23 protein-coding genes are annotated in these 26329 nt (G+C 38.4%); 22 read left to right on the forward strand and 1 reads right to left on the reverse strand.

The annotated features are described in order from the left end of the window. Positions 1-13 precede the first annotated feature (13 nt). From AC4PID_RS16185 to AC4PID_RS16245, 13 genes are all read left to right on the forward strand, one after another. Entirely contained in the window at positions 14-2755 is a 2742-nt protein-coding gene (locus AC4PID_RS16185; RefSeq protein WP_492133025.1) for a beta-glucosidase, read from the forward strand. 115 nt (positions 2756-2870) lie between these two features. After that, entirely contained in the window at positions 2871-5591 is a 2721-nt protein-coding gene (locus tag AC4PID_RS16190; RefSeq protein WP_492133026.1) for a GH39 family glycosyl hydrolase, read from the forward strand. Between the two features lie 111 nt (positions 5592-5702). Further along, positions 5703-6542, forward strand: coding sequence for a phosphatase PAP2 family protein (locus tag AC4PID_RS16195; RefSeq protein WP_492133027.1), 840 nt, complete (start codon positions 5703-5705; stop codon positions 6540-6542). A 273-nt stretch (positions 6543-6815) separates the two neighbouring features. Next, entirely contained in the window at positions 6816-7409 is a 594-nt protein-coding gene (locus AC4PID_RS16200) for a hypothetical protein (protein WP_492133028.1), read from the forward strand. 17 nt (positions 7410-7426) lie between these two features. Beyond that, positions 7427-8074, forward strand: a complete 648-nt coding sequence (locus AC4PID_RS16205; protein WP_492133029.1) for a TetR/AcrR family transcriptional regulator — start codon at positions 7427-7429, stop codon at positions 8072-8074. Continuing rightward, entirely contained in the window at positions 8067-9596 is a 1530-nt protein-coding gene (locus AC4PID_RS16210) for a sigma-54 interaction domain-containing protein (protein ID WP_492133030.1), read from the forward strand. Before AC4PID_RS16205 ends, AC4PID_RS16210 begins: the two co-directional genes overlap by 8 nt. Positions 9597-9955: 359 nt before the next feature. After that, a complete protein-coding gene (locus AC4PID_RS16215; protein ID WP_492133031.1) occupies positions 9956-10783 on the forward strand; it encodes a beta-keto acid cleavage family enzyme in 828 nt (275 codons plus the stop codon). Next, positions 10783-11727 carry a 3-hydroxyacyl-CoA dehydrogenase family protein gene (locus AC4PID_RS16220; protein WP_492133032.1) on the forward strand — a complete coding sequence of 315 codons (945 nt, stop codon included), beginning with the start codon at positions 10783-10785 and terminating at the stop codon, positions 11725-11727. The genes AC4PID_RS16215 and AC4PID_RS16220 overlap by 1 nt, the downstream gene beginning before the upstream one ends. A gap of 14 nt (positions 11728-11741) precedes the next feature. Next, positions 11742-13124 carry a short-chain fatty acid transporter gene (locus AC4PID_RS16225; RefSeq protein WP_492133033.1) on the forward strand — a complete coding sequence of 461 codons (1383 nt, stop codon included), beginning with the start codon at positions 11742-11744 and terminating at the stop codon, positions 13122-13124. Between the two features lie 465 nt (positions 13125-13589). Continuing rightward, positions 13590-15437, forward strand: coding sequence for a GTP-binding protein (locus AC4PID_RS16230; RefSeq protein ID WP_492133034.1), 1848 nt, complete (start codon positions 13590-13592; stop codon positions 15435-15437). Positions 15438-15544: 107 nt separating this feature from the next. Next, positions 15545-15913 carry an HsmA family protein gene (locus AC4PID_RS16235; RefSeq protein WP_492133035.1) on the forward strand — a complete coding sequence of 123 codons (369 nt, stop codon included), beginning with the start codon at positions 15545-15547 and terminating at the stop codon, positions 15911-15913. 159 nt (positions 15914-16072) lie between these two features. Beyond that, entirely contained in the window at positions 16073-16678 is a 606-nt protein-coding gene (locus AC4PID_RS16240; protein WP_492133036.1) for a BsuPI-related putative proteinase inhibitor, read from the forward strand. 180 nt (positions 16679-16858) lie between these two features. Next, the gene (locus AC4PID_RS16245) at positions 16859-17149 is read left to right on the forward strand and encodes a hypothetical protein (RefSeq protein WP_492133037.1); all 291 of its coding nucleotides are present in this window, start codon (positions 16859-16861) and stop codon (positions 17147-17149) included. A 40-nt stretch (positions 17150-17189) separates the two neighbouring features. Here AC4PID_RS16245 and AC4PID_RS16250 read toward each other — a convergent pair whose 3' ends face one another. Further along, the gene (locus AC4PID_RS16250; protein WP_492133038.1) at positions 17190-17624 is read right to left on the reverse strand and encodes a Dps family protein; all 435 of its coding nucleotides are present in this window, start codon (positions 17622-17624) and stop codon (positions 17190-17192) included. Between the two features lie 154 nt (positions 17625-17778). On the opposite strand from AC4PID_RS16250, the gene AC4PID_RS16255 reads away from it, so the two are divergent. The 9 genes from AC4PID_RS16255 to AC4PID_RS16295 all read left to right on the forward strand — a co-directional run bounded on the left by AC4PID_RS16255 (position 17779) and on the right by AC4PID_RS16295 (position 26308). Beyond that, positions 17779-18075 carry a winged helix-turn-helix transcriptional regulator gene (locus AC4PID_RS16255; protein ID WP_492133039.1) on the forward strand — a complete coding sequence of 99 codons (297 nt, stop codon included), beginning with the start codon at positions 17779-17781 and terminating at the stop codon, positions 18073-18075. Positions 18076-18145: 70 nt separating this feature from the next. Then, positions 18146-19438: an MFS transporter gene (locus AC4PID_RS16260; RefSeq protein WP_492133040.1), complete on the forward strand. Its 1293-nt coding sequence runs from the start codon at positions 18146-18148 to the stop codon at positions 19436-19438. Between the two features lie 232 nt (positions 19439-19670). After that, on the forward strand, positions 19671-20324 hold the full coding sequence (locus tag AC4PID_RS16265) for a bifunctional 4-hydroxy-2-oxoglutarate aldolase/2-dehydro-3-deoxy-phosphogluconate aldolase (RefSeq protein WP_492133041.1): 654 nt from the start codon (positions 19671-19673) through the stop codon (positions 20322-20324). A gap of 11 nt (positions 20325-20335) precedes the next feature. Continuing rightward, the gene (locus AC4PID_RS16270) at positions 20336-21358 is read left to right on the forward strand and encodes a sugar kinase (protein ID WP_492133042.1); all 1023 of its coding nucleotides are present in this window, start codon (positions 20336-20338) and stop codon (positions 21356-21358) included. After that, the gene (gene eda / locus AC4PID_RS16275) at positions 21355-22314 is read left to right on the forward strand and encodes a bifunctional 4-hydroxy-2-oxoglutarate aldolase/2-dehydro-3-deoxy-phosphogluconate aldolase (protein WP_492133043.1); all 960 of its coding nucleotides are present in this window, start codon (positions 21355-21357) and stop codon (positions 22312-22314) included. The genes AC4PID_RS16270 and eda overlap by 4 nt, the downstream gene beginning before the upstream one ends. A 4-nt stretch (positions 22315-22318) precedes the next feature. Next, complete coding sequence (locus tag AC4PID_RS16280) at positions 22319-23224, forward strand: dihydrodipicolinate synthase family protein (RefSeq protein WP_492133044.1); 906 nt, start codon at positions 22319-22321, stop codon at positions 23222-23224. A gap of 12 nt (positions 23225-23236) precedes the next feature. Next, positions 23237-24202 carry a tripartite tricarboxylate transporter substrate binding protein gene (locus tag AC4PID_RS16285; protein WP_492133045.1) on the forward strand — a complete coding sequence of 322 codons (966 nt, stop codon included), beginning with the start codon at positions 23237-23239 and terminating at the stop codon, positions 24200-24202. A 133-nt stretch (positions 24203-24335) separates the two neighbouring features. Next, the gene (locus tag AC4PID_RS16290) at positions 24336-24791 is read left to right on the forward strand and encodes a tripartite tricarboxylate transporter TctB family protein (RefSeq protein ID WP_492133046.1); all 456 of its coding nucleotides are present in this window, start codon (positions 24336-24338) and stop codon (positions 24789-24791) included. Positions 24792-24802: 11 nt separating this feature from the next. Next, positions 24803-26308 carry a tripartite tricarboxylate transporter permease gene (locus AC4PID_RS16295; protein WP_492133047.1) on the forward strand — a complete coding sequence of 502 codons (1506 nt, stop codon included), beginning with the start codon at positions 24803-24805 and terminating at the stop codon, positions 26306-26308. The last annotated feature ends 21 nt before the right edge of the window (positions 26309-26329 follow it).

The raw sequence follows: 26329 nt of genomic DNA on the forward strand, positions 1-26329 counted from the left end.
TGGGGAGGATTATATGTTAAGTCGAAAGGAATTAAAAGCGAAAGTAAAAGGTGAGTTTGCAGATTATAAAGCAAAGCGCGCTGAGACAAAGATGCGCATCCAACAGCTAGACCAATCAGAGCAAGCTGCAGCGCGTAAAAAGCTCAAATCAGATGCAAAAGAAGCGAAACAGCTTAGGAAAGCGGCACTCAAAGCGATGCCAAAAGCTGAAAGAAAGCAGGAAAAGCATCACGATAAGTATTTTAAAAAGCTAAAAACAAGACCAAGACGTTATACGATTTGGGCAGTAGTTCTGTTGCTATTCGTTTATGTTGGTGTGACTTACGGTCCGGTTCTGGGTGACATCTCTGACCTTATGAAGCTTAAGCTGACGACTGAAACACAAGCGGCTATAGACGCGAGAGCGCATGGTGAATCAGTGGCTGAGTTGATTTCAGATGAAGGTCTTGTCCTTCTTAAAAATGAAAATGAATCTTTGCCTTTAAAGGATAAGAAGGTCAATGTATTCGGATTTTCAGCGATCAACTTTAGAAGTGGTGGTTCAGGCTCAGGTGCAGCTGATCAAAGCCGTACGGTAAGCTTCTATCAAGGACTTGAGAATGCAGGAATTGCATATAACAAGGATTTATATGACTTCTATATGAGCCAAAAGGGTGCTTTGATGGAAGAGAAAGCAACTGGACTGGGTCAAATCGTAGATATGCTTATGGGTAAGGAGTTTGTCAATGAACCAAGTGCGGATTATCTATCAGATGAAGTACTAGCAGAGGCAAAAGCATACTCTGAAAATGCAATCATCGTCATCTCTAGCTCAAGTGTCGAGGCATCAGATGCAACGCCTGAAAAGCTAGCTTTATCAGAGGGGCAAAGAGCGCTTGTCGATAAAGTTGCGAGCCAGTTTGAAAATGTCATCATCATCGTCAATGCTGGTAACACAATGGAGCTTGGCTTCTTAAACGAGTACGATAACATTCATTCTGCACTTTGGGTTGGTACACCAGGGTCTAGAGGTGCAAACTCAATCGGTAAAACACTAACCGGTGAAATCAATCCATCGGGTAGATTGGTGGATACCTATGTGTATGACGTGAACAGCAGCCCTGCAACTGTAAATTTTGGAGATTATGACTATACGAACATCAAAGGCATGTCCTTTATCAACTATAACGAGGGCATCTATATCGGCTATAGATTCTATGAAACCTACTATCAAAACGACGAAGCTGGCTACCAAAATGCCGTTCAATTTCCATTTGGCTATGGACTCAGCTATACAAACTTCGACTGGCAGGTGGGCGAACTGGTAACCACAGATGAAACGCTATCCGTAGATGTTACAGTGACAAACACGGGTGACACTGCAGGGAAAGAGGTTGCACAGCTATACTTTTCTGCCCCTTATTATGAAGGTGGTATCGAAAAGTCAGCGATAGAGCTTGGTGCATACGCGAAGACAGGGTTACTCGAGCCTGGCGCATCGGAAACGATAACCTTGTCAATGCCGATTAAGGATTTATCATCATACGATATGTTGACAGAAGAAGCCTATGTTTTAGAGGCAGGAGAGTATAAGATTTTTGTAAGTAAAAACGTGCATTCGCCTGTAGCGACACTTGATTATAACGTGGCTCAGACGATCGTCTATAAAACTGATGAAGTAACGGGTACTATTTATGAAAATCAATTTGACTATGCAAATGGAGATTTGACTTATCTTTCAAGATCGGACTTTGATGGCACTTATCCAACATTAGAGGGGATGTCTTATACTGCAAGTCAAGCGGTCGTGGATGGATTTACATCTAGACCTGCTGCAGCTGAGGGTGAACCGGGTATAACGGGTGCGGATAACGGGATTATGCTCGCTGACTTGAAGGGATTATCAAAGGACGATCCTAAATGGGATGCATATGTCGATCAATTTACCATAGAAGAAATGAAAAAACTGATTACAAATGGCGCTTATAAAACTGTAGGCGTGGAAAGACTTGGCTTACCATCTACGATTTTACTAGATGGTCCTGCTGGAATTAACTTCTTCTTCATGCAGACCTCAGCAGCATCTTATCCGACAGAAATCGTTATTGCTTCTACTTGGAATGACGACCTTGCCTACCTCATGGGAGAAGCAGTGGGAATAGAAGCCAACGCTTATGGCGTCAATGGATGGTATGCGCCTGGTATGAACATCCACCGCTCTGCGCTAGGTGGCAGAAACTTTGAATATTATTCAGAAGATCCACTGTTATCAGGAAAAATGAGTGCAAGTATGGTAAGTGGTGCTCAAAGCAAAGACATTCTCGTCTTCATGAAACACTTTGCACTCAATGAACAAGAAGTTAATGCGCGTTCAGGCGTAATGGTATGGGCAAATGAGCAAGCAATCCGTGAAATCTACCTTAGACCTTTTGAAATCACAGTTAAGGAAGCGGATGTAACGGCGGCTATGTCAAGCTTTATCCATATCGGCTACAAATGGTCAGGTGGTAATCCTGAGCTCCTTCAAAATGTATTAAGAGAAGAGTGGGGATTTAATGGGCTTGTTTCAACCGATGCACTTTTAGGCGGTTTTATGGATTTAAATCTAGCTTTACGTTATGGTAATGAGTTGATGTTAGCGGTAGCACCGACATTTACAGAGCGATACTTTGACGAACTCTATAAAGCAGACCCAGTAGGCATCACCGCTGGTGCAAAGGAACGTACTAAAACGATTTGTTACACGTTCTTGAACTATACGGATGCTGTTAAATAACCAGACATTATAGTTACCCTTTATTTGAGGTAAGGCATTTCCATTGGGATTGCCTTGCCTTTCTTTTAATTCAAGGCGTATAATAAAAAAAATGAGTGTGGAGGCGTGAAGCGTTATGGAATATCTCTATGAAGCTATAGTGCATCAGAAGGATTTACCAATAAAGATATTTACACATACACTAGAGCAGTATCCGTATCACTGGCATGAAGATACTGAGCTTCTTTTAATATTAAAGGGTGCCTGTGAGATGCGAGTAGGTAATGAACAAGTCATACTCCGTGAAGAGGATTTATTCATCATCAATAAGGATGAGGTTCATTACACTAAATCCACATCACCCAATGAAATGACAGAGATACTTGTACTTCAGTTTGACTTATCACATTTCAGCTCGGTTCTTGAACTCAATGATGGCGCTTGTTTTAGAATTACTGAAAAAAGATCGTCACAGGATAAGATGATACAAGGTCAGATAAAAACACTTATGGCAAGACTGATGTTTGAGGTTTTAGAGCATAACAAAGGGTATCGGGTCAACGTTGAGATGATGATGCTAAGGCTTTTGTCTATTTTAGCTGAGCATTATGCGACCTGTGAAAAACCAGAGGGCACCACTTTAGAACACGGTGATCAGAGGTTACTGAGTATATTAAAATACATTGATTCACATCATATGGATGCCGATCTAAGCTTAAATCAGATTGCAGATGCTTTTTACATGAACCCTCAATATCTCTCAAGATATTTTAAAACGCATATAGGTCTTTCTTTAAAGAAGTTTATAGATAACATGCGTTTAAACAAATCGTTGGTGGCACTCCAAATGACAGAGGAGAGAATTATCGATATTGCACTTAAATATGGATTTCCTGATGCGAAGGCATACTATCGCGTATTTAAAGAGGTACTAGGCGGAACACCACAGACGTATAGGGAAAAGCATAAGATAGAAAATGACGTGATTCAAGCAATGGATTATTTCAATATTAATTCAAGAGATACCTTTGCCAAACTCAATCAATATTTAGAGTCAGCGCCTTCACTAAGTCACAAACGACAACATTCGTCCGATGAGGATACGGGTATCGTCGGTAGTGCGACGATTAAAGAAGTGACACTCAATTTAGGTGTAGAAGTTCAGGCAAATCTAGTTGAACAGGCTAACTTATTGAATCAGTCTAATTTATTGAATCCGTCTAATTTATTGAATCCTTCTAATTTAATTGATCAGAATAATTTGGTTGATAATCGTTATTTAAATGATCAGCATAATCTGGTTACTTATCATAAGCACAAAAAGTCGGCTTTAAAATTAATGACCTTTGGTTATGCTGGGCATGGGCTAAGAGCAGATTTTAAAGATCAACTAAAGCAAATTAAGACGGATATTGGATTTGAGTATGTTCGTTTTCATGGGATTTTTTCCGATGAATTTAACCTATGTCAGCGTAGTGCCAATGGTAGCATTCAATATAACTTTGATAAAATCGATCAACTATTGGATACTTTACTTGAAAACAAGGTTAGACCCTTTCTCGAACTTGGATTTATGCCAAGTGCACTAGCAAGTTCAGAGAAAAACCTGTTTTTATGGCAAGCCAATCTTTCTGCACCAAAGCATCTGAGTGAATGGGAAGAGTTGATTGAGACATTTATAAAACATCTTCTAAATCGTTACGGTTTAAATGAGGTTGCAAAATGGTATTTTGAATTTTGGAATGAACCTGAGATTAGAGGTGTTTTCTGGCACGATACAGATACCAGTTTCTTTGAATTTTATAAAACGACCTATCAAACCATCAAACGGATAGAACCATCCTTAAGAGTAGGTGGATTTGGCAATCTGTTTTTTAGTGAAGAAGATGACTGGCTTAAAAAATTTACTGAATATGCGACTGAAAACGAAGTGAAAATAGACTTCTACACCTTTCACATCTACAATTTCTTTTTGTCAAACAACGATTTTGTTGATGATATTTTGTCTGATCTGAAAGATCGATTTGATAACATCGATGTTGAGAAAATCGTTCAGATGCAAAAGAACAAGGTGTTTTTGGGCAGTTCCGAGCAAATGCATCAAAATATTTTAGACATCACTGAAAAAGCAAAACAGCTGCCGTTTTCTGATGAGTATAATCCATCACTTTGGATCACAGAATGGAACACCAACACAAATGGAAGAGAATTAATCCGAGATACCGCTTATACAAGTGCGTTTATTTTAAAAACCGTGTTTGAGAATGACCATTTAGTCGAAGGTATGGGGTATTGGACTTTTACGGATATCTTCGAAGAGCTAATGGTGCCAGACCAGCTTTTTCATGGTGGGTTTGGACTCATGACGGTAAACGGATTGAAAAAACCAGCTTACCGAGCATTTGAATTTCTTGACGCACTCAGTGAGGATATCGTCTTTTCGAACGATGATATGAGAGTCACTCGGATAGGGGATACTTATCAAATACTGATGCATCATTACTGCCATTATAATGATCTATACGCTTCAATGGATTTCTCACAAATTACACTTTACAAGAGAGATACTGTTTTCGGAAAGGTAAGCGATAAAGTCTTCAGAATGTCCATAACAGGATTAAAAGGTAAATACCGCATTGAGCATCAATATGTTAATTCAGACCATGGATCCGTCTATGACGGTTGGATTAAGATGGGCGCACCAAATTCTATCTCAAAAGAAGCGTACACAAAACTTGCAGCGACCTCAGAGCCAGGTTATCTCTATCAGGAGTTTGTGTTCAATGAAGAATCGGTACTTGAACTGAGTCTCAAACCGCATGAAATCAGATTACTAAAACTAACACCGATATATTAAAGTCAAAAATCGGAACATGACTTATCGTGTTTCGGAAAGCGGAACATGTTCGTAATTTCGTACAATATAAGTAGAACGCTTGATGTTTTTAAGTGATACTTAGGGGGAATTATGAAAAGCATAAGAAAATTAGGCTGGTTTACTTTGGCAATGGTTATTCTATTAGCTGTTTTGGCAATAGGCGATCTGGATTATACGATTTCCAAGCAACTTATTAATCGCAAATCTTTGTTTGGTGAGTTTTTTAACATTTTAGGTGAAATTCCTGCGAACCTTGGACTATTAATCGGTACGACCATCCTTTATGGTGCAAGCAAGAGAGAAACGGCAATTCAGAAAATCTTAAAAGGGCTTCTATCTGTTCCATTTATGCTTTTATTTTCTATTATGACCGTTCTTGGTTCGGTGAGATATATCTATGAGTTTTCTGAGACAGGTATGCCGACTGCAGTGACCATCGCGGCTCTAATAGGAGGCGTCGCACTTTTCGCATTTGCATTTTCTAGAACTTTAGTTTGGAAGAGAGACCGCTTTTTGAAATGGCGCAGCCGAGGTGGTTTACTAATCGTCTTAGTTGTAGGTGAAATTATCGTGGTGAACTTACTGAAAATAGTGTGGGCAAGACCAAGAATGCGTTCGATAACCTCTGTAAGTGAGTTCAAACATTGGTATGAAATCAATGGCCCAATGAATTCAGAAGAGTTCAAATCATTTCCATCTGGTCATACTGCAAATGCATTTGTTCTGCTAGCGTATACGATGTTTATCCCTCAAGATAAAGCAAAACTAATGAAGCAAGTTACTGCTTTCGCAGTTATTTGGGGCGTATGCACAGCCATTAGTCGCGTTATATTAGGTGCTCACTTCTTAAGTGATGTGTTTGTCGGTGGCTATATTACCATTTTAATCTTTTATCTGTTACAGCGTGTTTGGATCGAAAAGAAAAACTAAAAAGTAAAAACTAAAAACTAAAAACTAAAAACTAAAAATTAAAATAGACTTAGGTAAAAGCATCTCATGAGAGGTGCTTTTTATTTATGTCAATTATTTCTTAAAAAACGATTTTGAAAAAGTCATTGACGAGAATACGGATTGATGGTAAATTTAGTTTATAGACCACGTGGTCTACAGAGTAAAACCCGACTGAATAGCTATACATCGTATAAAACTACAATTCGGATGTGATGATTTAATTCGACTGAAGTCGATTGAAAGGAGATTTTTATGAACTTTTTAAAATCAAGTAAGGATGTAACACAAACCAATAAAATACTAGCTTTAGTTTTTTCTGCACTCGCTTTGATCTTTATCGTCATTATGGCAACCAATAAAGCTTTCTTTGATTGGGCATTTACAAGACATCAAAACGTACTCAGCTGGTATTTAAGACCTTTGTCTTTAATTCCATTTTGCTATTTTGCTTATAAACGTAATCCGATGGGGATTGCAGCGACTATATTTTTACTACTCACCAGTATGGCATGGTTTCCAGTGCCATCATCTGTAGATGATAAAGTCGTTGGATTCTTACAAGTGGAGAAGGATTACTTAACTTCAACATGGACCATAGGTAAGATTCTAATCAGTTCTCTTGTGCCGATAACCATGGGCTTTTTAGCGGCAGCTCTCTGGAAGCGCAACCTCAAATGGGGCATCTTTGTATTAATTACCATCGCTTTTGCTAAAATGTTTTGGAGCGTCCTCGCTGCAGGTTCAGACGGTACTGCAATTATGGTACCTGCTATGATTGGGCTTGTTATTTGTATCGCAGTCGTTTATTATGGTTTTAAAAGAGCTGAAAAAAAGAAAGTAGCTTAAGCGTTTTAGGAGGACATATGAGCAATGAAGTTGAAGGTCGCGAGAAGTCTTTTGAGAAAAAAGAAGAAGTCCTTGAAGCGGCACTAAATGAATTTATAGAGGCGGATTACGAAAAAGCTTCATTGAATCGGATCATAAAAAACGCAGGCATCAGCAAGGGTACATTCTATTATCACTTTGAAAACAAGGAAGCGCTTTACTTGTTTCTCTTAACGGAGAGCAATCGTATGAAGTGGCAGTTTATCCAAAGTGAATCGAGCGCTGCACCGGTTGATTTTGCAGCTATGGACATATTTGACAAGTTTTTATATCAAGCGGAGCAGGGCTATACATTTGCAAAGAAATTCCCTAAGTTTTACCAGCTAAGTGTGATGTTTTCAAGAGAAAAGGGCAACCCTATCTACGACAAAGCTCTAAAAGCTTTAGGGGGAGACGGCGACGCTTTAATGAGACAGCTCATCGATGCAGCTTATGAAAATCATGAGTTGGATGCGTCTTTCGATAAGGGGTTTATCGCTCAAATTTTAAGCTATCAGTTTATGCACTATGATCAAATCTTTAATGTCGCTACAGACTTAGAACTTAATATGCAAAACCTTAAAAATTATGTCGCATTTTTGAGATATGGATTTGGTGCAAAGAAGGCTGAGGAACAAGATGACTGATAGAGAACGTATTATACAACTTAAGCAGTTAGTAGAAAAAATCAATGAAAATTGTCAAAATAAAAAACCTCATGAAAATGAAACGCTTTTTAATGCTTATCAAACGCTATATGGTGAGCTGATGGAAGAATATTTGGATTTTAGAGAAATATGTGACCATCTATTTGACGGGATCTATATCTCTGATGGTACAGGTAAAACCATCTTCGTTAATGAGGCTTACTCAAGAATTACGGGAATAGAAAAAGAAATGGTGCTCGGTCGTACCGTTAAAGAGATTTCTGAAGAAGGGAAACTCTATAAAGGTGCAGTAACGATGGATGTCATCGCTAAAAAGAAAAGGGTGAGCTCCATTGGGAAAAGCTTATTAAATAAAAGAGAGCATCTGGTCACTGGATCGCCACTACTTGATGAAAAGGGCAATGTGAGACTGGTCGTTATAAACAACAGAGATATCACAGAGCTAAGAGATCTAGAAGGTGAAATGTCTCAGCTAAAGATCGACAAGGACCGTGTAGATGAGGAAGTTAAATTCTTAAGAAAACAGTTATCTGGTGAAATCGTTAGAAGTCAAGACTCTGAAATGGCTCGAATATACGATGTGATGAAAGCCGTTGCAGCGACAGAGGTAACCGTATTAATCACGGGAGAATCGGGAACAGGTAAAGAAATCATAGCAGATGAAATTTATCGAGAAAGCAAGCGAAGCGATCGCCCATTTATCAAGATCAATTGTGCAGCGATACCTTCTGAACTCCTCGAATCAGAGTTGTTTGGATACGAAAAAGGCGCTTTTACAGATGCCAAGAAAACAGGTAAAATCGGACTTTTTGAGCTTGCCAATACAGGGACGATCTTGTTAGATGAAATCGGTGATATGCCGATAAAACTTCAAAGCAAGCTACTTAGAGTTCTTCAAAATATGGAAATCGTCAGACTGGGTGGTACGGTACCTATCAAGCTCGATCTAAGAATCATCGCATCAACCAATAAAGATCTGTATACTGAGATGAAGATGGGAAACTTCAGAGAGGATTTATACTATCGTCTTAACGTCGTGCCAATTCATTTAAAGCCATTAAGAGAGCGAAAAGAAGATATCATTTATTTTGCAAGATACTTTATCGATCGTTTTAATAAAAAATATGGTAAGAGACTTGAATTTGACACCAGTGCTGAGAATCTTTTGAAAAGCTACGATTGGCCAGGTAACATCAGAGAAATTGAAAATGTAATGGAACGCGTAGTCGTTATCCATCATGAACCTATGATCAAAGAAAGGTTTATTCGTAATCTGCTACATTTGGATTCTGCAGTTCATAAGCCTTCACAAAATGAAGGCATAATGAAAGACGCTGTGAGTCAGCTTGAAATGCGTATGATTTTGGATGCTTTAGAAGTACATGGTTCCATTAACAGAGCATCTAAAGCTTTGGGATTATCGCAACCTGGGCTATCTAAGAAATGCCGAAAATATGGCATACAGCTCCCCAATGTATCGGATTTAATAATGGAAGAATAATGTTAATTAATAGAACAAGCTATAACTAAAGTTATAAGTATATTATAACGTTGGTTATAGCTTGTTTTGTTTTTTGTTTATCTCTATATTTTGCAGAAGAGTTATGGATGAATTGAAATTATGCATCTCTATAAATACAAAACCGATAAAAAGGTGAACTTTCGTAGTAAATAAAAATAAGAAAATTGAAATGATATATAACAAAAGTTATAACTAGTAACTACATTTGTTTGCAACTGTCATCTGCTTAAGGGCATGAAACAGATATCAAACACCTGAAACCATTGAAAATACATGATTTTATAAAGTTGGCACGGAGATTGCGTTATATAGGGTGACGAAATAGAAAGGAGTCCTAAATGAACAAACGCATAATTACTGTCGCACCCACTGGGGCGTGGCCGACAAAAGAAAACAATCCAAATGTACCTATGACCCCACTAGAAATCGCAGAAGATGTTTACCAGTGTTACCTTGCAGGTGCTGCTGTTGCACATCTACACATGAGAGATGCAGATGGAAAAGGTACGATGAGCAAAGAATTGTTCGAAGAAACCGTCAGTCTCATCAGAGCTAAATGTGACATCGTTTTAAACTTGACGACGTCAGGAGATTTAAATGCGACTGATGAAACCAGACAAGCACATCTCAAATCCATTCAACCTGATATGGCTTCATACGATTGTGGTTCAATGAACTGGATGCACAGCTCACTTTTCATCAATCATCCTAAATTTCTTGAAGAGCTTGCTGTCACAATGAGAGAAAACAATGTTAAGCCAGAAATCGAAGTATTTGACGCAGGTATGCTTTACAATGCGCTCTATTACTTGAAAAAAGGTTTCTTAACTGAGCCACTTCATTTTCAGTTTGTTTTAGGTGCTGCTGGAGGTAGTACTGCTACGGTAGAAAATCTTGTTTATCTCAAAAGCTTATTACCACAAAATGCTACTTGGTCTGCTCTTGGAATCGGAAAGGGTCATGTACCAATTCTACTTGCAACGTTAGCATTAGGTGGACATGTAAGAGTCGGGATGGAAGACAACGTCATGTTTAGTGCAACTGATCTTGCGACTTCAAATGCGCAGTTTGTAACACGTGCAGCAAACCTAATCAAAGAAGCCGGCTACGAAGTTGCAACACCAGATGAAGCAAGAGCGATTCTTGGTTTGAAAAGAGGCAATTAATGATTAAGAAAATCGCAGTAATCGGTGGCGGTACAATGGGCCATGGCATTGCAGAGGTTTTTGCACTATATGGTTATTCGGTTAAGATTTATGAATATAGTGAATCAATTAAGCGTCAAATAATGCCATTGATCCAAGCGGAACTAGAATTTTTAAAAGAACAGGACTACATCGAAGCAGCTCAAATCGAATCGACATTAAAGAACATTACGATTTGTGATACTGTAAAAGAAGCTGCAATCGATGCGGACTATGTTATCGAAGCGATCGCTGAAAACATATCACTGAAAAGAGATTTGTTTAAAGAGCTCGACAGCTATTGTAAAAGCGAAGCCATTTTTGCAACCAATACCTCTTCTTTATCCCTTAGCGATATGCTTCCGGCTGTCTCAGATGCAAGAAAGGGTAAAATGTTAGTCTGTCATTGGTACAATCCAGCGCATTTAATGCCTATCGCTGAGCTATCTTATTTTGGCAATATGGATGAGGCGACTTTTGCAGAAGTGGAAGAACTCTACTTGAATATTGAAAAGCAAGTTGTTAGAATTTTAAAGGATGTACCAGGTTTGGTTGCCAATAGGATCCAACAAGCCATTGCAAGAGAAGTTTTTTCACTAATAGAGATGCAAGTGGCATCACCAGAGGATATCGATAAAGCACTAAAGTTTGGTCCAGCGTTTAGATATGCAACCACCGGACAGCTAGAAGTCGCAGATATGGGTGGACTGGATATTTGGTGTGTAGTAGGGGACAACCTCTTAAAGGAAATGGACCATCGACTTGATGCCAATCCGATTTTAAGAGAAAAAGTAAATGAAGGTAAGTTGGGCATGAAGTCAGGCGAAGGTTTTTTCATGTACCCAGAAGATAAGAAAACTCAAATCAAAAACGATTTTAATAAAAGGCTAATCACTCAATTAAAGACCAGTAAAAAATATGTTTAACGGGGGAAACACATATGACAAGTAATATAAAGGGTCAAAATAAGAGTAAGGGTTCGATTTTATGGCGTTTTAGTCAAAGATTTAATTTTGCAGCTGAAAATATTATTCCAGATCCATTGGTATTTTGTTTAATTCTAACGGTATTATTATTTATCGCAGGTGTTCTTTTTACAGAGTTTACACCAGTTGATATGCTCAACTCATGGTTCAAAGGTATCTGGTCACAAATTGCATTCGCATTTCAAATGTCATTTATGGTTGTAACTTGCTCAGTAACTGCAAGATCGAGACAAGTTAAAAACTTTTTATCTAAAGTGGCAAAACTAGCGAAATCACCAATCGTCGCAATTATACTTTTAATGATTTTTGGTTATATTTCAAGCTTTATGAACTGGGCATTCGGTACGATTGCAACACCAGTTTTGGCAATGCTTTTAAGTAAAAATGTAAAAGGGCTACACTTCCCAATCCTGATCGCAGCGGGTTACTCGACGATGATTTTAGGACAATGTTGGGGACCAAGTGCTTCTGTATACGCTTTGATTGCAAGTCCAGATCACTTCCTTGTAGATAAAATTGGTGTCATCACTCAAGATATCTCTGTTTATAATACGATGAACACAGTTCTATTCTTTATCTTGGCGATAGGAACCATTCTTTTAACGATCAAATCCATGCCACCAAAAGATCAAGTTATTGAGTTTGAAAGCTTTGAAGAAGAAGTTGAAGTGAAAGTCAATAAGGCAGAAAAATTAAGCTTTGCGGATCGTATGAACGGCAGCAGAATCTTAATGTGGATCATCGGATTAGGTGGCCTAGTGGTTATCGGATCAACCATTATGGAAAAGGGCTTCCTTGGTTCTTTAAGCCTTAACTTTGTCATCTTCATCTTCTTAATTGCAAACTTTTTCTTATACAGTTCACCTTCGCAATTTGTAGGCGCATACAGAAAAAATATGAGCTTGGCAACAGACGTTATGATTCAGTTCCCATTCTACGGTGGTATCTCAAGCATGATGGCGGATTCAGGATTAGGTCAACAAATCGTAGGCGCATTTACTTCAATAGCAACCGCAGATACGTTACCACTTTTATCGTATTACTCAGCATCAATCTTAAACTTATTCATCCCATCACAAGGCGGACAGTTTATCGTTCAAGGTCCAATCCTTATCGATGCAGCGCAACAACTTCATGCAAACGTGCCTTATGTTATCAATGCATTTGTTTACGGTGATGAAGCGACGAATTTACTACAACCACTTTACGTTATCCCTGCACTAGCAGTCGTTAACATGAAGCTCAAAGATGTCTGGGGCTACATGGCATTTATCTGGTTGTTCTGGTTTATTATAACGACAATTGGTTTATTAGTACTTCCTGTCGTGTTTGGTTAATCTAAGGGTGTTATCCTCTTATTTATAGGGGATAGCACTTTTTTTCATTTATAAGTTTTTCAAAAGAATTTCAAACCTATGACAAATTGATGTCAAAATAAGTTTTTCACTTGATATCTCTTTTTCTATGTGATTAAATGATCATATAAGTGCAAAGCACGGTCACTAAAGGTGACACAAAAAGGAGGTCGAAAATATGACATGTACAAAATTCAGAGAAAACTTAATAAAATCATATTTTATGACCATCGGTAAACAGGCATAGGTATTAGTTTCAGACTTTAATGATGCATTTTTGTCAGCTTCTAGAGTAACTAGATCAAAGCATGATCAGAAACGATATCCTTATCTACACCTATTAAATCTCTTATAATTTGAGTTGATTACCACAGTCATAAACTGTGGTTTTTTTGTACCCAAAATTCGGAACAAAACAATCATACAAATTATAGGAGAAAAAGATATATGAAGATGAACATAGGCATATTGGCACATGTAGATGCTGGAAAGACAACGATTACAGAGCAAATGTTATATACATGTGGCGTTATAAATGAAATTGGTAGAGTGGACAAAGGCAATACGACCACTGATGGGATGTCACTCGAGAAAGAGCGAGGGATCACCATTAGACAGGCCACTGTAACCATGAATTATAAAGAGCATAAGATTAATCTATTGGACACCCCTGGTCACGTTGATTTTATCGCTGAGGTAGAGCGTTCACTCAGTGTACTCGATGCTGCGATACTTGCGATATCAGCAAAGGAAGGCGTTCAAGCACAGACGAAGGTGATTTTTAATGCGTTGAAGAAGATGGACATCCCTGTGATCATCATGATAAACAAGGTCGATCGAATGGGGGTTGATCTTTCAGATATAAGGACACAGATCAAAGAAGAACTGTCAGACGCCCTCTATCTGGTGAATGCTGTGAACGATGAGGGTGAGCGACATGCCAGTTTAAGGGCGCTAGATGAAGCTGAGCTAAGCAGTAATATTGAGACTTTGGCGCTGTTAGATGATGCTGTTTTTGAAGCGTGGTCAAGCGATACAGTGATGACGTCAGCGATGCTTTCTGGAAAAGCTAAGACGTATTTCAACCAAAATAAGCTTTTTCCGGTTTTAAATGGCTCCGCTTTACTTGGACTAGGGATAGAGCCGCTACTTGAGCTACTTTCAGAGTGGGTGGAACCCTTGACACAGGAAGAACTTTCGGGAATCGTCTACAAGGTCGATCGAGACAGTCATGGGAATAGACGCTGCTTTATACGCCTTTTCGGAGGCACACTCGTATTAAGAGAATCTTATCCGGTGTATGGTGAGGAGAGAGACTATAAAATTCTTAAAATGGATGGGTTATGCGGTATTAAACCTAAAAGACAAGACGTTGCTATCGCAGGTGATGTGGTGGTTCTTTATACGGATGCGTTAAATGTCGGAGACGTTCTAGGAGAGCTACCAATGGACCGGCAGCTGGTGCATATCGCGTCACCGACATTAAGAGCAAGAGTTGTGGCTGAGGATTTGGCAATCAGACGTGCGGTTTGTGATGCTCTAACACAGCTTACGGACGAAGATCCATTTTTAGGGTTTGAGATCCATCCTGAGACTGAAGCGATAGAGCTGAAGCTGTTTGGTATGGTACAAAAGGAAATTATCGAACAGCTTTTGGTTGAGCGATTTGAGATCAAGACTCAGATTTTAGAACCAGAAATCGTTTATCGCTCTAGTATTAAAAACACCACTGAGGCATGTCTTTACATGTACAAAACAGATAACTTTTTACCGGCGACAGTGGGCTTGGTAATCGAACCATTAAAGGTCGGTGAAGGGATTGTTTACGAAACAGAAGTGTCATTTGGCGATCTTAAAAAACCTTTTCAAAATGCGGTAAGAGAGGGTTGTGTTTTTGGACTTAAAAAAGGGATGGATCATCTAGAGGTAACAGATGTCAAGGTGAGATTTGTCTATTCAGAGTTCGACAGTGTAAATAGTACGCCATCGGATTTCAGAAAAGTAGCTGAGCAGGTGGTTCAAATCGCGCTAGGTAAAGCTGAAGGCGTTAAGCTTGAACCAATCAATCGATACGAACTAATGGTTCCGCAGCTATTAATCGGCAGAGCAATTGCAGATATCTTGAAGATGAGAGGCAGCTTTGAGGAACCGATGATTAAGGGCGAATTGGCTGTTATAAAGGGCATATTGCCACTCGAGACTTGCCAATATTATGAGGTTGAACTATCAGATTATACCAGTGGTAAGGGGATCATATCCTATCAATCGGAAGGTTATCAGGTTGCGCCTGAATAAATTGCATAAAATATAATTTTAAATGATGCAAGATGACTCAATTTCATTTATAATAGGAGAGTATCTTATACTTAGAGAATAAGGAAAATGAAATTGGAGGAATCAATATGTTACCATTTGCAATTATTAGTATCACGTTGGCGCTAGTATTTTATACCATAGGGGTATGGGGCGAGCGTCTGAAAGGCACGCTGACGAAGACGCATTTAACGATATTTTGGATCGGTTTAATATTTGATACAATAGGAACGACACTGATGAGCCAAATCGCAGGTGAAGGATTTAAACTCAACTTTCATGGCATCACGGGATTGATTGCAATCGTTCTAATGCTGTTCCATGCACTATGGGCAACAGTGGTTCTTGTTAAAAATGACACTAAGGCGAAGGCAAATTTTCACAAGTTTAGCCTAATCGTTTGGCTAATTTGGTTGATTCCATATGTTTCAGGTGCTGTTTTTGGTATGGCGAGATAGAGCATGTTTTTGCTAGTAAACGTAGTCGCTCATGTTAATAGACTCAACCCAATGTGTGTCTTAGAGTTATAGCAATTAGAGATTTATGGAACTTTGAGTCTGGATTTCTCGTCTTAATACTATGTCAATCAAAACAGACGATCAATTAGGAGGAGACATATGATTAAGAAAATGAGATTAAGACCCGTATATACGATGGTGCTCATTCTAGTACTCGCATTAGCATTAACGGCTTGTGGTACAACGAAAACACCAGTAGATTCAGCAACTACCACTGAGAATAATACACCAGATATGACCATTGAAGAGCCAAACTTACTAACGAGCGAACCCGTCGATGAAGAAACAACTGAAGAGGATACCACAGCAGGTGGTGCTATGATCAACCCAGAAGAATTATTTGAATCTAAGTTAACACTCATTGAAGATGGCGATCTACTAAAGATTAATTTTGAGTTTACAAACGTAGGCGCAGATGATCTAACGTTAACTTATATGTCAGGTCAAAGATTTGATTATCAGATTTTAGACGCGGCTGGTGAAACGGTCTTAACATGGTCAGCCAATAAAAGCTTTATCGAGATGATCACAGAAGTGCCTATGGCAGCTGGTGAAACCATCCTTTACACAGATGATTTCGACTATAGTGATATGATGGGTGGTAAAATAGCAGCAGGTAATTATACGCTTAAGTTCTTTACTAGTTTTTCAGTGAATGAAGAAATGATTACACTTGAAGCTTCTGAGCCATTAACGGTTAAATAAAATATAAAGCCTGTCTTAGTAATTTTACTTTGACAGGCTTTTGACTTTAAACACAGCTTTTTAGTAATAAAAAGTAAGAAAATTATAGTTACTATTGCAAATATATTTATTTCATTTTCTTAATAATATTAGTATAATTAAGTAACCGTTAAATACGGAATACATAATTAGGGGGATCTTATGGATCAAAACATTACCAGAGATGAGTATGGTAACAAGCAAGAAAAGTGGGAGGCAAAAGGGGCATCAAGTTCAGAGGTAGTTAGTGTAAAAGACTGGATCATCACAATGCTAATCTTGATGATACCTATAGTAAACTTAGTCATGGTGTTTGTATGGGCATTTGGCGGCGGTAGTAATCCAAGTAAAGCAAATTACTTTAAAGCGATGATTCTCGTCACAGTTGTAGGTATGGTATTATGGTTCTTATTTGTTGGGGCATTATTAGCGCCATTATTTAATTCGTTCTAATAAAAAATAAAGCCTATATCTTGTCGATATAGGCTTTTATTTATTTAGACATGCTATCTAAAAACCAAAGGTTTTTATCATATCCTGTTACATGGTCTTCCATCATGTTAGCGGTTGCAAAGTCATCTTCCTCTGACGCGAGGCCTCTAATTTCCAAAGCGAGAATCTTAAGCTTTTTAAGATCTTCCTGAAGATAAGCAACGACTTCTTTAGCTGAAAAATCTTTGCCAGGAAGCTCTTCAATAGTAGCGTGTTTTAGATAATCTGATAAAGTACTTAAAGGTGTTTCACCTAGAACTTTAATTTGTTCAGCAACTGCATCTAGTTTTTCAAAAGCGTCATCATAAAGTGCTTCTGTAAAGTTATGAATTGCCATAAAGTTAATGCCCACCACGTTCCAGTGTAGGCTGTGTAGTTTAAAATTGATGACCGCTTGATTGGCTAAATATTGGTTCATTAATTCGATTTTTTTCATGTGTGTCCTCCTTAAATTAGGTTAAAGTTTAGTAAGAATGTTTCTCATTTACTAAATTATATGATATACTAAAAAAAACAAAAAGAGACAAAATTGTTACTTAATCAGTTGAAAAGTAAGTAATTTATAAATAGAATTTTTGTAGGAGAATAAAATGAAGACACAAACGACTATGACAGAGGGTTTTAAACTCATACACGATATCTTTCGGTTAAGATGGATTCCAGAAATCATCTCAACCATAGGAAACGGGTATCATGGCTATAATGAGATTTTATCTCAAATCGATTTTTTGAGTAATACAGAACTCAATAGAAAGTTAAAAGTATTACTTGAGAGAAATGTCATTGATAAAAAAGAAGCTGAAGGCTATTATTTAAATGAATTTGGTGAGGATTTGCATCATATCTTCAAGCATTTTGCTGATATGAGTGATAAGTATCTTACGTAAAGGAGGCAGGGTCTTGGACGCAATCAGTGTACAATCTTCGATTTTATAATTATTAAAATCGGAGGAAAATATGGAAAATAAAATAAAACTGAATAAGAATAAATTGTTGTACACGTTATTAGCGACACAAGCCGTGTCCATTATTGGTACGAGAATGACTGGGATAGCACTTGGCATATGGGTGTTTCAGAGAACGGGACACGCAACCGATCTTTTGTTGATTCCCTTTTTTGCAGAAATGCCACAACTACTGTTCGGGCATTATTTAGGTGCGCTGATCGATCGTTTTAGAAGGAAATGGGTTCTTGTTCTATCTGATTTTGGCCAAGCTTTAGGCACTTGGGGATTGATCTTACTCATACTAACAGGATGGTTCCAAATCTGGCATCTATATGTCATCGTATTCTTTCAAGGCATATTCGCAGCCATGCAGACGCCTGCTGCTGATGCAACGGTAACCTTTTTGACCGATGAGACCAACCGTGCAAGAGTAAATGGTGTTAAAGAAATGCTTTTTCCAACCGCGAGTATCGTCGCGCCTGTTATCGCTGGCATTATTTATGTGAATTTTGGGATTCAAGGTGTTGTAGCCATTGATTTGCTTTCATTTCTTGTTGGCTCTTTTGTGGTAATCTTTATGAAGTTTCCAGACATCCCTTTATCAGTAGAGACTAGCATCAATGAAGGGATGAAGGTTGGCGTAAGTTATCTATTAAAAACAAAAGCCTTACTGGGATTAATCGCATATGTTGCCATAGTGAATTTTTTGTTGAATGGTCCACTTGAGCTTGTAATTCCTTATATCTTGTCAGTCACAGGTGACGAAATGATTCTTTCTGTGATGATGACAATCATGAGTGGTGCAGCCTTTATTGGTGGTTTACTGGTGACCTTGTTTGGTTTGCCTAAGAATAATAATAGGCTGATATCACTGATGATGTGCCTAACAGGTGTATCAATGCTTGCATTTGGCGTAGTCAGACAGTCATTTGGACTTGGCATATTTTTAATTCTTTGCATGTTACCTTTGCCCGTTCTTAATGCAATATTTAGAACGATTTTACAGGATACTGTACCTGGCCCATTACAGGGTAGAGTCTTTTCTATCGCTTATCAGGTGGCTTATGGTTTGGCTCCGATTTCTTTTTTGATCGTTGGTCCATTAGTAGATCGCATATTTGAACCAGCACTACAGTCTGGTAATTTAGGATGGATTACAACTGTTTTTGGAGAGGGTGTCGGATCTGGAATGGGGTTTATGCTAGGGATAGCAGGTGTTTTGATCGTAATTGCAACGCTTGTATATCATTTTAGCTCAAAAAAAGCTGTTCATGCACGGATGAGTAAAGAACTAGCAAACTAAATAGTTAACTAAAAAATTAAAACCTCAAGTTAAAAACTTGAGGTTTTTTACTTTTTGGCTTATAACGCTTAATTAGTAACCATTACAGCTTTGTACAAAAATCTACACATAATTTAATTACAATTTAAAGCATCAAAAATTGTTGACAATATGTAAATAGTCTGATAAATTTATGTTAAACAATGTTCATATATGATGAACAATATACATTGAAATGCGAAAGGAGATTATAATGTCTGAAAAAACGTCAGAATTTATATTAGAAAATGGTATAGTTACCATTTGTCGTAAATTATATGGCGAAGATCTTCTAAACCTTGCAAATGCGTTATTTGAAGGTGGTATTAAACTGATTGAGGTCACTTTTGATCAAAGTGATGCGGATTGCATCCGTAAAACTTCTGAAGCGATTGCGATGTTGGTGACAAACTTAGGAGACAAAATGCTGTTTGGCGCTGGAACAGTTCTTACATTGGATCAAGTTAAAGCGGCTGCAGATGCAGGTGCAACCTATATTATCTCACCAAATGTAGATCCAGCAATTATACGCTATACCAAAGAGTTGGGATTAACTTCGATTCCAGGTGCTATGACCCCAACTGAAATCGTGAATGCACATCAGTATGGCGCAGATATCGTAAAAGTGTTTCCGGCAGGCTATCTCGGATTAAAATATGTAAAAGATATCAAAGGTCCTATCAGCCATATTCCTTTATTGGCGGCAGGTGGTATCAATGAGGAAAATATAGGCGAATATTTCAACGCAGGCTATTTAGGCTTCGGTATCAGTGGTCGTTTAACAGAAGGTAAACTTATAAAAGAGAAGAACTTTAAAGAATTTACAGAAAGAGCTAAAGCGTTTGTCAAAGCTTTAAAGGAAGCGTAGTTGGAGGCATGATGAAAAAAGTAGTTTGTTTTGGTGAAATTATGTTAAGGCTTGGGACAGAAGGTTACTTAAGATTTTTACAAGCCGATAAAATGATGGTCAATTATACGGGTGCTGAGGCAAATGTCGCTGTTGCACTTGCACAATTTGGTATGCAGACTGAAGTTGTGACCAAATTACCTGATAATGATATTTCAAAGGCAGCAATTGCAACGATGAAAAAGTTTGGTGCTGGCGTTGATCATATCGCGTTCGGAGGTGAGCGAATCGGCGTTTACTATATTGAAAAAGGTGCTTCACAAAGAGCATCAAAAGTCATTTACGATCGTAAAAACACAGCAATTTCAGAAGCGAATCGCGAAGATTTTAATTGGGATGCAATACTAGAAGGTGCAGACGCTTTCATCTTTACAGGGATAACAGCTGCACTTGGCAAAAATCTTCCTGCAATTATCGAGGATGCTTGTCAAGTGGCTAAGAAAAAAGGCGTACTCGTTTTCTGTGACCTTAACTATAGAAAGAATCTATGGACGCCTGAGCAGGCGCAATTCGTGATGAAAGAGTTGGTTAAGAATGTAGATGTACTAATCGGTAATGAGGAAGACACTGAAAAAGTACTTGGCATAAAAGCGGGTGAATCCGATGTCACACAAGGTGAACTGGATTTTGATTCATACTCAAAAGTTGCAAAACAACTCAGCGATACCTATGGTTTTAAATACGTTGCTACAACTTTAAGAAAAAGTATTTCTGCCTCTGATAACAAGTGGTCTGGACTTCTTTATCACAATAGTGAAACCTTCCATTCAAAAGAGTATGATATTAGAATTGTCGATCGTGTTGGAGGCGGAGATTCTTTTGCATCAGGTCTGATTTATGCGATACTTAATCAGTATGATCCTCAAAAATCGGTTGAGTTTGCAGTTGCAGCATCTTGTTTAAAGCACAGTATCGAACTTGATTTTAATCTGGTTACAGTTGATGAAATCACTAGTTTAATGAATGGTGATGGTTCAGGAAGGGTTCAAAGATGATGAATCCACTTTTAGAAATTAGTAAGACTGGCATTCTCCCCACAGTCTCTTTCAAAGATGTTGAGTCAGCAGTCAAGACCGTAAAGGCTCTTGATCTGCATGGCATCAACGTAATTGAAATTATGCTGAGGTCGAATGCTTCTATAGATGCCATAAAGGCGATCAAGGAAAATTATCCTAATTTTATAGTCGGCGCTGGTACAATTAAATCCATTGAGGATGTTGAACGTACACTTGAAGCCGGTGCTTCATTCTTCGTGTTACCTTATTGGGATGAAGCGGTTGTAAACTATTGCATTGAAAATAAATTACCGGTAGTTCCTGCCGTTTCTAGTGCTAAAGAAATTGCGTTGGCTGAGAAGCTCGGTCTTGAGTGTGTTAAATTTTTTCCTGCTGAACCACTGGGTGGTGTAAGTGCACTTGAGTTATATTCAGGCGCTTTTAAAACGATGAAGTTTATTCCCACAGGAGGCATCACTCAAGAAAATTTCAAATCATATTTGAACTTACCTTGTGTAACTGCAGTCGGTGGCGGTTTTATGCTCGATAAGTTAGCGCTGGAGAACAAAGATTTTATCGCGGTTACTGAGTCCATTGGGAATACAATATTAAAGCAATTTAATTTTAGAACCAAGCATGTGGGCATTAACATGGAAACAGAAAATGAAGCGTTTACATTAGCAGGGCAGCTAGCATCACTTTTTGGAAAAACCATAAGAAATGGCAGTAAATCAGTAATGGTAGGCGGAGATGTAGAGGTTATGAAGTTCAATTACCATGGTGAAAAGGGTCATATCGGAATTGCTTCTGATGATGTAGATAGAGCCTATCATTATCTCTCTAAAAGAGGCGTGACTTTTATAGAGGATACAGTCGCATATGATGTACATGGTAGAGTGACTGTAGCCTATCTTAAGGAAGCCTATGGCGGATTTGCAATACATTTGATGAGGTGAGCCGATGAAAAAGTTAAAAGGTGTAATTACTGCTATGACGACCTGTTTTGATGAAAATGATCAAGTGGATGTCAATGGCATGCAAGAGTTAACAGAATTTCTAATAGAGAGTGGTGTCAATTGTCTTTATCCTTGTGGTACGACTGGAGAAATGCATTTGCTCACCGTAGAAGAAAGAAAACTTATCGCTGAAACGGTTGTGAATGCAGCGGCTGGTCGAGTGACCGTCTATATTCAAGTTGGTGCTATGACGACCAAGGATACGATTGAACTTGCCAAACACGCATGTGAGATTGGCGCTGATGGTATTGGGATTGTAACCCCAAGTTATTTTCACGTCGATGACGATCCAATGATCGACTACTTTTTAGAAGTTGCTTCTAGTGTACCAGAAACATTTCCAGTTTATCTTTATGGTATACCACAGTGTGCAGGTAATGACATTAGTGCATACGTCGCTGAGGAATGTGCGAAGCGATCAAAAAACATTATCGGAATCAAATATAGCTATCAAGATATGCATAGGATTTGTGAATATTTAAAGGTCAATAACGGTGATTTTTCAGTCGTCGTAGGACTGGATCGATTATTTTTGTCATCGTTGGCGATTGGTTGTGATGGGACGGTATCAGGTGTTTCATGTCCTATGCCAGAACCATTTGTCAATGTATATAAAGCATTTACAAGAGGGGATTTTGAAACCGCTAAACGTTGGCACAACATTGCACACGATGTTGTTGTCGATTTGAAAGCAGGGTCAGACATGAGCATTTTCAAACATGCGTTGGATGTGAGAGGTTTAAAGGGGGGATTTATGAGGAAACCACTGAAAACCATTGATGAAAATGAGAAAGTGCATTACACAAAAGTGGTGCAAAAGCACTTAGAAGTATTTAATCAAATAAAATAGGTGGAGGTTAACATGTCAAAGAGAGTTTTAAGTTTGGTTCTAGGATTAATTTTGATTATGGGTTTATTTGCTGGTTGTTCAACAGGTAAGGACGAGTTTCCAAACAAGATTATCACCATCGTCGTTCCATATTCTCCAGGTGGTGCATCAGATACAGTTGCTAGACTTTATGCACAAGAGCTTGAGAAAGCAATCGGTACTTCAATTGTCGTTACGAATAAAACAGGTGCATCAGGCGCAGTTGGCCTTGAAGCCGTTAAAAATAGCAAGGCAGACGGTTATACAATAGCTTATATGCCTGTTGAATCAACAATGATTAAGTCTTTGGGTTTAACTGATATTACAAGTGATGATTTTACTTTCATCGGTAGAGCAATGACGATCCCAGCTGCAGTTACAGTAAGAAGTGACGCACCTTGGAACACATTAGAAGAGTTTTTAACTTATGCAAAAGAGCATCCAGGTGAGGTCCAAGTTGGTAACTCAGGAACAGGTTCAATCTGGCATATTTCTGCAGCATTATTAGAAGATAATTCAGGTGCAAAATTCACGCATGTTCCTTTTGAAGGTGCAGCTCCTGCAATCGCAGCATTAATGGGTGATAACATTCAAGCCGTTACAGTAAGCCCATCAGAAGTTCAATCAGGCGTTGAAAGTGGTGACTTTAAAGTGTTGGCTGTATTGGGTGAAGAAAGATCATCGATTTTACCTGATATCCCAACTGCTAAAGAACTTGGTATAGATGTTGTTGCACAAGGTTGGGGTGCTTTCGCAGTACCTAAAGATACACCAGAAGATGTTGTAAAAAAATTAGAAGCTGCATCTGAAACGGCTTTAAATAGTGACAACATTAAGAATCTTTTAGCTGAAAGAGGATTTGAGCATGCTTACATGAACGGTGCTGATATGGACAGCTACGCTAAAGTCCAATTGGATAAATTCTCTGAGTTGATTCCTAGTTTAGGTATTGTACAATAGTAGTATAAGATTATATGGTTTAATCATTCAGGGTGGAAGGGTGATTCGTGGAATCATCCTTTCAACTGTATCAATATCGAAATATATCAGAAAACCATATTTTATGTTGATTCTGAGAACAAAGGAGCCAAATATGTATAAAAAGAACATGATTTCCAGTATCATATTTATCATTTTAGGTGGGTTGTTTATGAAACCTTCATTAGATTTAGGTTTATCTTCAACGACTTCAGATGGTGTGCCTGGTGCTGGTTTTTTTCCTTTCTTTATGGGCCTTGGCATCGTAATTTTAGGAGTGATCTTATTCATCACAGCATTTATACAACTTAAGAAACTGACAGAGCCTCAAGAAAAAACCGTCGCAAATCGTGAGAATGTACGTAATGCTATCGTGATGACGTTTATCATATTGGTCTATATTCTTTTGTGGAAACTGGTCGGTTATTATATAGCGACATTTATCGCTGCATTTAGCATCAATTGGTACTTTAAAAGAAGCTGGATTTTCACAATCGGTTTTTCTGCTGTTTTTGTCCTTTTGATTTACGCGATATTTACCGCTGGCCTTAAAATTCAGTTTGTCATGTAAGGAGGATCATTATGGAATGGGCAGCAGCTTTTGACCAAGTGTTACATTTAAATGTTATGTTTTACCTGTTAGCAGGTGCAATTATAGGAACCGTCGTTGGTGCGTTACCAGGATTATCTGCGACAATGGCGATTGCAATCTTGACACCATTGACATTTTGGCTTGCGCCAAATGAAGGCTTTGCAATGCTAATAGGGGTATGGAATTCAGCGATTTTTGCAGGGGGAATCTCTGCAATTTTAGTTAATACACCAGGGACACCAGCGTCGATTATGCAGTCGTTAGATGGGTACAAGCTTTATACGAAGGGGCAGGGCGGTCTAGCGCTGGGAATCAACGTTATCTATTCAGTATTTGGTGGTATTTTTAGTACTCTGATGCTTATGTTTTTCTCATTTCCAATTGCAAGATTTGCGATCAAGTTCGGTCCAACAGAATACTTTGCAGTTGCACTTTTGGGAATGTCAATGATGATCGCCGTTTCAGAAAAATCTGTCATCAAAGGCTTAATCGTCGGCTTAGCAGGTGTTTTGGTTTCAACGATAGGACTTGATCCTATCTTAGCAGTAAAGCGATTCACATTTGGTAGTACAGATCTTATAGCAGGCGTAACTTTCTTACCTGTTATGATCGGTATGTTTGGGATCGGTGAGGTACTCAACCAAATTTACGAGCGAGACAGGGAAGTAGAAGCGATTGAAGAAGCACAAAAGAAACAAAACCTAAAACTCGGTCGTGTTTTACCTACCAAGAAGCAATTTGTCAGCTTAATTCGTCCTAGTGTGATTGCAGGTGCAGTAGGCAGCTTTATTGGTGCGATACCGGCCGCAGGTGGTGATATTGCATCGATCATCGTATGGGGACAATCTAAGAAGATGTCAAAGCATCCAGAAGAATATGGTGAAGGTTCTGTGGAAGGACTTGCTGTCGCTTCAACTGCAAATAATGCCGTGTTGGGCGGTGCGCTTACAACAATGCTGACTCTAGGTATACCTGGAGATGCAGTTAGTGCCATACTAATTGGTTCGCTGATGATGTACGGTATGCAACCGGGACCAAAAATGTTTACAGAAAATAGCAGTTTTGTCGCAACAATTATTTTATTGATGCTTTTGGCAAATGTTGTTATACTATTTCTAGGGCTTGCAACTGCAAAGGCTTCAGCGAAAGTCCTCAATGTTAAGAAAGAAACTGTTTGGGTTGCGGTAACACTTTTCTGTATCGTGGGTGCATTTTCACTTAACAATAGTGTGTTTGATGTAATGATTATGTTGGTAGCAGGAATATTGGGCTTCTTATTTAAAAGAGGTGGATTTGTACCAGGGCCATTTATTCTAGGGTTACTTTTAGGAAATTTACTGGAATCCAATATGAGACGTGCTCTGGTTATGTCTCGTGGTAGCTATGCGATTTTCTTTACAAGACCGATTACTTTGGTCATCTTTATTTTCATTACGATTTCACTCGTATATCCGTCTTTAAAAAGACTCTTATCAAAAAGAAAAACAGCAGCATAAAATTTAATGAAAGGCAGTGTA

Source organism: Fusibacter sp. QWL-12 (assembly GCF_058683495.1).

Bases quoted from the DNA above. Each gene is read 5' to 3' on its own strand.
- AC4PID_RS16185 (WP_492133025.1), top strand. From the start codon at position 14: ATGTTAAGTCGAAAGGAATTAAAAGCGAAAGTAAAAGGTGAGTTTGCA.
- AC4PID_RS16190 (WP_492133026.1), top strand. From the start codon at position 2,871: ATGGAATATCTCTATGAAGCTATAGTGCATCAGAAGGATTTACCAATA.
- AC4PID_RS16195 (WP_492133027.1), top strand. From the start codon at position 5,703: ATGAAAAGCATAAGAAAATTAGGCTGGTTTACTTTGGCAATGGTTATT.
- AC4PID_RS16200 (WP_492133028.1), top strand. From the start codon at position 6,816: ATGAACTTTTTAAAATCAAGTAAGGATGTAACACAAACCAATAAAATA.
- AC4PID_RS16205 (WP_492133029.1), top strand. From the start codon at position 7,427: ATGAGCAATGAAGTTGAAGGTCGCGAGAAGTCTTTTGAGAAAAAAGAA.
- AC4PID_RS16210 (WP_492133030.1), top strand. From the start codon at position 8,067: ATGACTGATAGAGAACGTATTATACAACTTAAGCAGTTAGTAGAAAAA.
- AC4PID_RS16215 (WP_492133031.1), top strand. From the start codon at position 9,956: ATGAACAAACGCATAATTACTGTCGCACCCACTGGGGCGTGGCCGACA.
- AC4PID_RS16220 (WP_492133032.1), top strand. From the start codon at position 10,783: ATGATTAAGAAAATCGCAGTAATCGGTGGCGGTACAATGGGCCATGGC.
- AC4PID_RS16225 (WP_492133033.1), top strand. From the start codon at position 11,742: ATGACAAGTAATATAAAGGGTCAAAATAAGAGTAAGGGTTCGATTTTA.
- AC4PID_RS16230 (WP_492133034.1), top strand. From the start codon at position 13,590: ATGAAGATGAACATAGGCATATTGGCACATGTAGATGCTGGAAAGACA.
- AC4PID_RS16235 (WP_492133035.1), top strand. From the start codon at position 15,545: ATGTTACCATTTGCAATTATTAGTATCACGTTGGCGCTAGTATTTTAT.
- AC4PID_RS16240 (WP_492133036.1), top strand. From the start codon at position 16,073: ATGATTAAGAAAATGAGATTAAGACCCGTATATACGATGGTGCTCATT.
- AC4PID_RS16245 (WP_492133037.1), top strand. From the start codon at position 16,859: ATGGATCAAAACATTACCAGAGATGAGTATGGTAACAAGCAAGAAAAG.
- AC4PID_RS16250 (WP_492133038.1), bottom strand. From the start codon at position 17,624: ATGAAAAAAATCGAATTAATGAACCAATATTTAGCCAATCAAGCGGTC.
- AC4PID_RS16255 (WP_492133039.1), top strand. From the start codon at position 17,779: ATGAAGACACAAACGACTATGACAGAGGGTTTTAAACTCATACACGAT.
- AC4PID_RS16260 (WP_492133040.1), top strand. From the start codon at position 18,146: ATGGAAAATAAAATAAAACTGAATAAGAATAAATTGTTGTACACGTTA.
- AC4PID_RS16265 (WP_492133041.1), top strand. From the start codon at position 19,671: ATGTCTGAAAAAACGTCAGAATTTATATTAGAAAATGGTATAGTTACC.
- AC4PID_RS16270 (WP_492133042.1), top strand. From the start codon at position 20,336: ATGAAAAAAGTAGTTTGTTTTGGTGAAATTATGTTAAGGCTTGGGACA.
- eda (WP_492133043.1), top strand. From the start codon at position 21,355: ATGATGAATCCACTTTTAGAAATTAGTAAGACTGGCATTCTCCCCACA.
- AC4PID_RS16280 (WP_492133044.1), top strand. From the start codon at position 22,319: ATGAAAAAGTTAAAAGGTGTAATTACTGCTATGACGACCTGTTTTGAT.
- AC4PID_RS16285 (WP_492133045.1), top strand. From the start codon at position 23,237: ATGTCAAAGAGAGTTTTAAGTTTGGTTCTAGGATTAATTTTGATTATG.
- AC4PID_RS16290 (WP_492133046.1), top strand. From the start codon at position 24,336: ATGTATAAAAAGAACATGATTTCCAGTATCATATTTATCATTTTAGGT.
- AC4PID_RS16295 (WP_492133047.1), top strand. From the start codon at position 24,803: ATGGAATGGGCAGCAGCTTTTGACCAAGTGTTACATTTAAATGTTATG.